Source organism: Dietzia sp. SYD-A1 (assembly GCF_015356725.1).
In the GTDB taxonomy this organism is placed as follows: Bacteria; Actinomycetota; Actinomycetes; order Mycobacteriales; family Mycobacteriaceae; genus Dietzia.
On sequence record NZ_JADDKI010000143.1, the window covers coordinates 1 to 7,503 of the forward strand.

Below are 7,503 nucleotides of genomic sequence, written 5' to 3' on the forward strand. Positions count from 1 at the left end.
GCCCGAGCGGGCGAGATCAACGGACTGGTCCCACTCGCGGAGAACGTGGCCGACGTGGGCGGGGCCCGCACCCGGTTCGTCCTGGTGGGGCGGCCCGCACCACCGCTCGGGCGCACGGGCCACGATCGGACCTGCGTGGTCTTCGGACTGCCGCACGAGCCCAACGCGCTCGTCCAGGCCTTGACGGAGCTGTCGATCCGCGGCATCGACCTCACCCGGATCGGCTCGCGACCGACCCGCGTCGAGCGGTTCACCTACCTCTTCCACGTGGACCTCGTCGGGCACATCGACGATCCCGTGGTGGCCGAGGCGCTGGCGGCACTGCACCACCGGACCGCCGACCTGCGCTTCCTCGGATCGTGGCCGGTGGCGGACGGGGTCGGAGCCGGTGCCGCGCCCCCGGATCGATCCGAGGCGATCCACTGGATCGACGGTCTCCGGCACGGGGTCGACGAACCAGGGGCCGGCGGACGAGGCACTCATCGGCAGGAGGGCCTCGACCCGTGAGCGCGCGACTACATTTGGTCCGGCACGGTCAGACCCCGTCGAACGTCGCCGGCGCCCTGGACACGGCGCTTCCCGGCGCCCCCCTCACCGACCTCGGGCGGGACCAGGCACGGACGGTCGGGGCGGAGTTCGCCGCGTCGGACATCGCACCGAGGGTGATCCTCAGCTCCGAGGCGGCGCGTGCCCGCGAGACCGCCGGACTGATAGCCGAGGCGACGGGTCTGCCCACGCAGGCCGTGCCGGGAATGTACGAGGTACAGGCCGGGCAGTTCGAGATGCGGACCGGGAGCGAGGCGCTGCTGGCGTACAACCGGCTCGTGCGCGACTGGCTGGAGGACGGCGTCCTCACCTCGAGCCTGCCGGGGGGCGAGAGCGCGTTGGCCGTGCAGGAGCGCGCGATGCCGGTGGTGTCCGAGCTGCGGGAGAGTCACCTGGACAACGGGACCGACGTGGTCCTGGTGGTCCACGGCACCCTCATGCGGATGATCGCCGTGTTCGCCGGCGCCGTCCCCTCACAGTGGGCGTTGGTCAACCGGATCCCCAACTGCGGGGTCATCGAATTGGCGCCGGACGGCGGCGGGTGGTCCTGCGAGCGGTGGGGCGATCACCTGGGCCGCCCGCCGTTCTGACGGACGCGCGGGCGGTGGGTGACCCGACGGGGGAGCCCGGTCAGCCCCAGCCCAGGGCGTGGAGAGTGTGCTCCTCGATCCCGAAGTGGTGGGCGATCTCGTGGATGACCGTCACCGCCACCTCGTGGACCAACTGCTCCTCGGTGGAGCAGAAGTCGCACAGCGCGCCCCGGTAGATCGTGATGGTGTCGGGGAGGAAACCCGAGTAGGTGGTGTCGCGCTCGGTCAGCGCCACCCCCTCGTACAGTCCCAGGAGCCCCGGCTCGTCCGGGTGGCGGTCGGCGATGAGCACCACCACGTTGTCCATCGCGGAGAACAGCGCGTCCGGTACGGAATCGAGCGCGTCGTCGACCAGCGCCTCGAAGCGGGACTCGGTCACGACGATGCTCACGGCGTGCCCCCGGGGATCGGGACGGACACGGTCCCCGGATCGGCGTCTGTCGGAGTCCCGGGAGTCCCCTGACCGACGCCGGGTGGTGGCACCTCGGTGGTGGTGGGGGGCACCGGGGTGGAACCGTCGATCAGGACGCCCTGCCGGGCGGAGCCGCGCAGCACCGCGAACGGCCCGGGATCGGCGGCCCGCATCAACCCGCAGTTGACGGTGCGGCTCCCCGTGGCCCACGAGATCTGCGAGATCGGATTGACCAGCGTGGAGATGAGGGTGGTCTGGCGCAGGGCCTCCCCGTCGCCGAGGTATGCGACCCCGGCCGCGAGGCAGGCGTCCGCGGTGAGCTCGGACTGCACCCTCGGCTCGGGCGGGTTCGGTTCCTCCGGGAAGAGGCCCGAGACGTCGACATCGGAGACCACTTCGATGGAGTGGTCCTCCGAACACGGCACGGGCGCACCGGGCAAACCCTCGTCGGTGAATCCGAGGCAGGTGCCCGGGTCCCACCGCCGGTGCTGGTCCGCCTCCGCGAACACCCCTGTCGAGGTGGTCGAGCGCCCGTCGAGCTCAGCGGCGGCGACCCCGCACAACACCGAGTGGTCGCCCTTGTCCCACCCCTCCTCGGACGGCGGCACGACCAACCCGGTGAACCGGCCCGCCGGGTCGACCTCCCGGCCGCCCGCGTAGCGGGTGATCATCGGTAGACACCGATCGCTGCCGATCGGGGCCAGCCTCGTGGTGTCCGGCAACGGGGTGTTCTCACCGAACCCGGGTACCCCGGAGAGGTCGATCCGGCCGGCGACCTCGAAGCGGTGGGGCTCCTCGCAGTCGACGGTGGTGAACGCCGTGACGCGGTCGGAGGCGTCGACCTGCCATGTCAGGCACGTTCCCGGGGCCGCGTCGGCGTAGGCGGGCCCGGACAGGGTCCTCGGGTCGACCTGCGGGACGATCGCCGCGATCCGTTCCGCCGTCGCGGAGTTGGGATCCCCCATCGCCGAGGCCATGAGGCCACCGGTGATCGCCCCACCGGACAGGATCGCGACGAGTGAGGCCATGACCGCACCCCGGGTCCGGAGCAGTGGCCGGCCCGGGTGTGGTGATCGCGAGGAAGTGATCATCACGTCCATGATGCCGCAACTTCGTCGCCCCGATAGGATTCAGGGCATGAGCGGACAGAACCGAGACGAGGCCGGCGGGCCGGACAGCGGAACCCGCGCGCCGCGCGAGGGGGTCGACCCCGAGGTCCTCGAGTTCGCACAGATGCTCTTCCAGCTCGCCCGGGACGGGGAGACCGAGCGGTTGGCCGCCTACGTCGACGCGGGGGTGAGCCCGGACCTCACGAACGAACGCGGTGACGCGCTACTCATGCTGGCCGCCTACAACGGGCACCCCGACACCGTCCGGGCCCTGCTCGCCCGCGGCGCGGAAGTCGACCGCGCGAACGACCGTGGTCAGACCCCGCTCGCGGGCGCGGTGTTCAAGGGGTACGGCGAGGTGGTGCGCGTGTTGTTCGAGGGCGGGGCGGATCCCCACGGCGGCACCCCCACGGCGGTCGACACCGCCCGGATGTTCGAGAAGGACGCCTTCCTCGAGCTGTTCGGGGTCTGACCCGACCCGTCGGCGCCGCCGGGTGGTGGCCCGCGTGGGGTCGGACAGCCGATCCGGGTGGGCAGACCGGGCCGCTAGGCTGGTCGCCGTGATCGATCTCAAGCTCCTTCGCGAGAACCCCGACCTCGTCCGCGATTCCCAGCGCACCCGTGGCGAGGACCCCGCGCTGGTCGACCGACTCCTGGCGGCCGACGAGGCCCGGCGGGCGTCGATCTCCGCGGCGGACGGGGCGCGCGCCGAGCAGAAGGCGCACGGGAAGAAGGTCGGGCAGGCCTCCCCGGAGGACCGCCCGGCCTTGCTGGAGGCGGCGGGGGCGCTCAAGCAGGCGGTCAAGGACGCCGAGGAGGCGGAGAGGTCCGCTGCGGCCGAGGTCGACCGGATCCAGCGGATGCTCTCCAACGTGGTGGAGGAGGGCACGCCCGCCGGCGGCGAGGACGACTTCGTGGAGATCGAGCGGATCGGGCAGATCCCCGCCTTCGACTTCGAGCCGAAGGACCACCTCGAGCTCGGCGAGAGCCTCGGCCTGCTGGACATGGAACGCGGCGCCAAGGTGTCGGGTGCGCGCTTCTACTTCCTGACCGGGTACGGCGCTCTCCTGCAGTTGGGCATGCTGCAGCTGGCGGCGCAGAAGGCCACCGCCAACGGCTTCACGCTGATGATCCCTCCGGTCCTGGTGCGCCCGGAGATCATGCAGGGCACCGGATTCCTCGGCGCGCACGCCGACGAGGTCTACCGGCTCGAGGCCGACGACCTCTATCTGGTGGGTACCTCGGAGGTCGCACTCGCCGGCTACCACCAGGGCGAGATCCTGGACCTGGCGGACGGTCCCAAGCGCTACGTCGGCTGGTCCTCCTGCTTCCGGCGCGAGGCCGGCAGCCACGGCAAGGACACCCGCGGCATCATCCGCGTGCACCAGTTCGACAAGGTCGAGATGTTCTCCTGGTGCACCCCGGAGGAGGCGCATGAGGAGCACCTGCGGTTGCTGGCGTTCGAGAAGGAGATGCTGCAGGCCATGGGTCTGCCGTTCCGGGTGATCGACATCGCCGGCGGGGATCTCGGATCGTCTGCCGCCCGGAAGTACGACTGTGAGGCGTGGGTGCCGACCCAGGGTGCCTACCGGGAGCTCACGTCCACGTCCAACTGCACGACCTTCCAGGCCCGCCGGCTGGGAGTGCGCTACCGGGACGCCAGCGGCAAGCCGCAGACGGCCGCCACGCTCAACGGCACGCTGGCCACCACGCGGTGGCTCGTGGCGATCCTCGAGAACCACCAGCAGGCGGACGGCTCCGTCGTGGTGCCCGAGGCGCTGCGTCCCTTCGTCGGCCGGGACGTGCTCGAGCCCCGGTAGGCGTCGCTGGCGGGCGCCGCGGCCACACGCCGCCTCAGCGGTAAGTCAGGGGCGGAAGAGCATCATGACGCCGCTCGCACTGGCGCAGGTCCGACCGTCGGTGTCGAGGACCTTGGCCTGCACGACACACGTCGATCGACCCACGTGTTCGACCTCGGCGTGGATGGTCGCCGGGGTCTTCTCCAGCCGGAGCGCCCGGATGTACCGGACCGTCAGGTCGAGCGTGCTGTAGCCCACGCCCTCGTAGACGGCCGTCGCGGTGGCGTACCCGAGGGCGGAGTCGACCCATCCCGAGACGATTCCGCCGTGCACCGTTCCCCCGTTGTTCAGGGCCCATTCCCCGGGGGTCGCGGTCAGGGTGACCACGCGTTCGGCGACCGACGAGAGCGCCAGGCCGAGAGTGTGCGAGCCGGGGGAGAGGTGGTGCTCGCCGTCGACGATCCTCTGCAGCACCTCCAGTCCCGCGTGGGGGCTGCGGTCGGCCGCGCCGGGAAGCGGCGGCCAGGAGTAGTGGCGACTGTGCGCCGCCGTGTCGACCCGGTCGAAGGGCGCGTCGCGGGCCTCGTCGTCATCCACGGCGTCGAACCTACCGGCAGCCGGTCACGCCGTTGTGGACGGGCCGCTACGCTGGGGTCCGTGGAGCTGCTCTATACGGGGATCATCGGGTTCGCCCGGGCACTGTTCAAGGTCCAGGGTCTGGACATCACGATGCGCGGAGAGCGCAACTTCCCCGAGGTCGGCGGGGCCGTGGTGGTGATGAACCACACCGGATACCTCGACTTCGTCTACGGCGGCATCCCGGCGCGCGTGCACAAGCGGTTCATCCGCTACATGGCCAAGGTCGAGGTGTTCGACCACTCGGTGTCCGGCCCGATCATGCGGGAGCTCAAGCACATCCCGGTGGACCGCGCGGCCGGAAAGGCCTCGTTCGACGAGGCGGTGGAACGGCTCCGGGCCGGCGAGCTCGTGGGGGTCTTCCCCGAGGCCACCATCAGCCGCAGCTTCGAGGTCAAGGGCTTCAAGTCGGGTGCGGTCCGGATGGCACTCGCCGCCGACGTGCCCATCATCACCGTGACCCTGTGGGGGTCGCAGCGGGTGTGGACCAAGGGTCTGCCCAAGAAGCTCCTGCGTCCGAAGGTGCCGATCATGATGGAGGTCGGCGAGCCGATGACGGCCTACGAGCCGGTGGAGGAATGCACCCAGGAGCTGCGCGCGCGGGTGCAGTCCACCCTCGAACGACTGCAGGAGGAGTACGCGCAGCGCTACGGCCCGTACCCGCCCGGCGCGAACTGGGTTCCCGCCCGCCTCGGGGGGTCCGCCCCGACCCTCGAGGAGGCCACCGCCCTCGACGAGGCCGAGCACGCCGAGCGGATGCGCCGACGGGCCGAGAAGATCGTGGACCCGGCCGCCGACGAGTCCGACGCCCCGAAGGGACCGGCCGGCCCGGACGCTCCGTGACCCGTTCCAGACCCGTGCTCGTCGCCACCGACGTCGACGGGACCCTGCTCGGCACCGATGAGCGCGTCCCGGACGCCAACCGGGACGTCGTCGCGGACCTCGTCGCGGACGGCGCCGTGTTCGTGTTGGCCACCGGGCGCCCCCCGCGATGGCTGGACCAGGTCGTCGACCAGCTGCCCGTGGCGCCACTCGCGGTCTGCGCGAACGGCGCGGTGATCATGGACACCGACACCGGTGAGTTCTTGTCGACCCGGCTGCTCGAACCGGACACTCTCGCGGCGATCGACGAGGTCCTGCGCCGCAGGCTCCCGCAGAGCGGTATCGCGGCCGAACGGCTGGGCACGGATGCGGCGGACGCCGACTTCGTCGCCAGCCCCGACTACGAGCACGCGTGGATCCACCCCGCGCACCTCGAGGTGGGGCACACCGAGGTGCTCTCCGACCCCGTTCTCAAACTGTTGGCCCGGGTCCCGGGCATGCCCAGCGCCGACATGGTGGCCGCGCTCCGGGGTGAGGTCGATCATCTGGCCGACGTCACCTATTCCACGACCAACGGGTTGATCGAGTTCGCGGCTCGCGGGGTGACCAAGGCCAGCGGACTGCAGCAGATCGCGGCCGCCACCGCGGCCTCGACAGCGGCGCCGTCCGCGGTCCCGGTGACGGTCGCCTTCGGCGACATGCCGAACGACCTGGAGATGCTGCGGTGGGCGGACCACGGGGTGGCGATGGGGAACGCGATCCCGTCGGTGCACGCCGCCGCCGACGAGATCACCCTGACCAACGACCAGGCGGGGTTGGCGCACGTGTTGCGCCGCTGGTGGGTCTGAGCGGACAGCCCCCGCGCCGGGGTGGCCGGGTCGTGAATCGTCTGCGCGGACCGGTCCCCGCCACTTCCCCGGTGTGCCCGCCGCCCCGTTGACGCCGGGCGGCGGGCACACCTGGTGGGACCCGGTCCGCGAGTCTGGTCGGCCGACGCTCGGCGTCGGCCGGGGATCAGGGGTTCGGCTCGACCGTGAGTTCCTTGGTCGCCGGGTCGAAGACCAGCGTGCCGCCCTCGAAGCGCTGGGCGACGGTGCCGTCGTCGCGTCCGGCCTCACTCGACACCGGCAGGCCGAGCGGTCCGTGCTCGAAGCCCTGGGAGGCCCAGGCGTCGCCGATCACGCCCCACACCGGGTGGGTGCCCGTCTCGGGGGAGGAGTAGAGCGCCCCGTGCTCGTGCTTCACCAGCGAGACGTTGCCGAACCTCTGGATGCCGGAGAGGACCTGTCCGAGCGGGCCGGCGAACTGCGAGGCGAGCCGGGCGAAGTCGCCGCCGAGGAGAGTGCTGACGGAGCCCAGGTCCCCGCCGACCGCGGCCTGCACCGAGCCGGCGTCGAACGGGATGTCGGCCAGGGTCTTGCCGCCGGTGAGGAGGCGCGTCAGTTCGGCGGCGTCCAGGCGACCACCGGACAGCACGGTCCGGAGCGCCGAGGTCACCGCGTCCTGGACGCTACCCTGCGTGACGCCGGGAATCGTCGTCCCACCGGTACCGGGCCGGGGGGTGGTACCCGGGTTGGTGACCGGGGGAG

Annotated in this window: 9 protein-coding genes and 1 pseudogene; 6 read left to right on the forward strand and 4 right to left on the reverse strand. The window is 71.7% G+C overall.

The annotated features are described in order from the left end of the window. Positions 1-507, forward strand: a pseudogene (locus IY392_RS06690) (prephenate dehydratase); the annotation flags it as partial. Continuing rightward, positions 504-1,136, forward strand: a complete 633-nt coding sequence (locus IY392_RS06695; protein ID WP_107755450.1) for a histidine phosphatase family protein — start codon at positions 504-506, stop codon at positions 1,134-1,136. The pseudogene IY392_RS06690 and the gene IY392_RS06695, both read left to right, overlap by 4 nt. A gap of 40 nt (positions 1,137-1,176) precedes the next feature. Here IY392_RS06695 and IY392_RS06700 read toward each other — a convergent pair whose 3' ends face one another. Both IY392_RS06700 and IY392_RS06705 read right to left on the reverse strand, forming a co-directional pair. After that, on the reverse strand, positions 1,177-1,527 hold the full coding sequence (locus IY392_RS06700; protein ID WP_107755451.1) for a metallopeptidase family protein: 351 nt from the start codon (positions 1,525-1,527) through the stop codon (positions 1,177-1,179). Beyond that, positions 1,524-2,576: a septum formation family protein gene (locus tag IY392_RS06705; protein WP_107757927.1), complete on the reverse strand. Its 1,053-nt coding sequence runs from the start codon at positions 2,574-2,576 to the stop codon at positions 1,524-1,526. Before IY392_RS06705 ends, IY392_RS06700 begins: the two co-directional genes overlap by 4 nt. Positions 2,577-2,685: 109 nt before the next feature. On the opposite strand from IY392_RS06705, the gene IY392_RS06710 reads away from it, so the two are divergent. Together IY392_RS06710 and serS are read left to right on the forward strand one after the other, a co-directional pair. Next, on the forward strand, positions 2,686-3,129 hold the full coding sequence (locus IY392_RS06710; RefSeq protein ID WP_375292897.1) for an ankyrin repeat domain-containing protein: 444 nt from the start codon (positions 2,686-2,688) through the stop codon (positions 3,127-3,129). Positions 3,130-3,217: 88 nt separating this feature from the next. Beyond that, complete coding sequence (gene serS, locus IY392_RS06715) at positions 3,218-4,477, forward strand: serine--tRNA ligase (RefSeq protein WP_107757928.1); 1,260 nt, start codon at positions 3,218-3,220, stop codon at positions 4,475-4,477. 45 nt (positions 4,478-4,522) lie between these two features. Here serS and IY392_RS06720 read toward each other — a convergent pair whose 3' ends face one another. Then, positions 4,523-5,053 (reverse strand): PaaI family thioesterase, encoded by a 531-nt coding sequence (locus tag IY392_RS06720; protein WP_182612971.1) that lies wholly within the window; start codon positions 5,051-5,053, stop codon positions 4,523-4,525. 60 nt (positions 5,054-5,113) lie between these two features. Here IY392_RS06720 and IY392_RS06725 point away from each other — a divergent pair, with 60 nt between their 5' ends. Further along, positions 5,114-5,935, forward strand: coding sequence for a 1-acyl-sn-glycerol-3-phosphate acyltransferase (locus IY392_RS06725; protein ID WP_194860820.1), 822 nt, complete (start codon positions 5,114-5,116; stop codon positions 5,933-5,935). Further along, complete coding sequence (locus tag IY392_RS06730; RefSeq protein WP_107755455.1) at positions 5,932-6,762, forward strand: HAD family hydrolase; 831 nt, start codon at positions 5,932-5,934, stop codon at positions 6,760-6,762. Before IY392_RS06725 ends, IY392_RS06730 begins: the two co-directional genes overlap by 4 nt. A gap of 166 nt (positions 6,763-6,928) precedes the next feature. On the opposite strand, the gene IY392_RS06735 is transcribed toward IY392_RS06730, so the two are convergent. Next, positions 6,929-7,503: LGFP repeat-containing protein (locus tag IY392_RS06735; RefSeq protein WP_375292898.1), on the reverse strand; the 575-nt coding region annotated here is incomplete at its 5' end.

Bases quoted from the DNA above. Each gene is read 5' to 3' on its own strand.
- IY392_RS06705 (WP_107757927.1), bottom strand. From the start codon at position 2,576: ATGGCCTCACTCGTCGCGATCCTGTCCGGTGGGGCGATCACCGGTGGC.
- IY392_RS06710 (WP_375292897.1), top strand. From the start codon at position 2,686: ATGAGCGGACAGAACCGAGACGAGGCCGGCGGGCCGGACAGCGGAACC.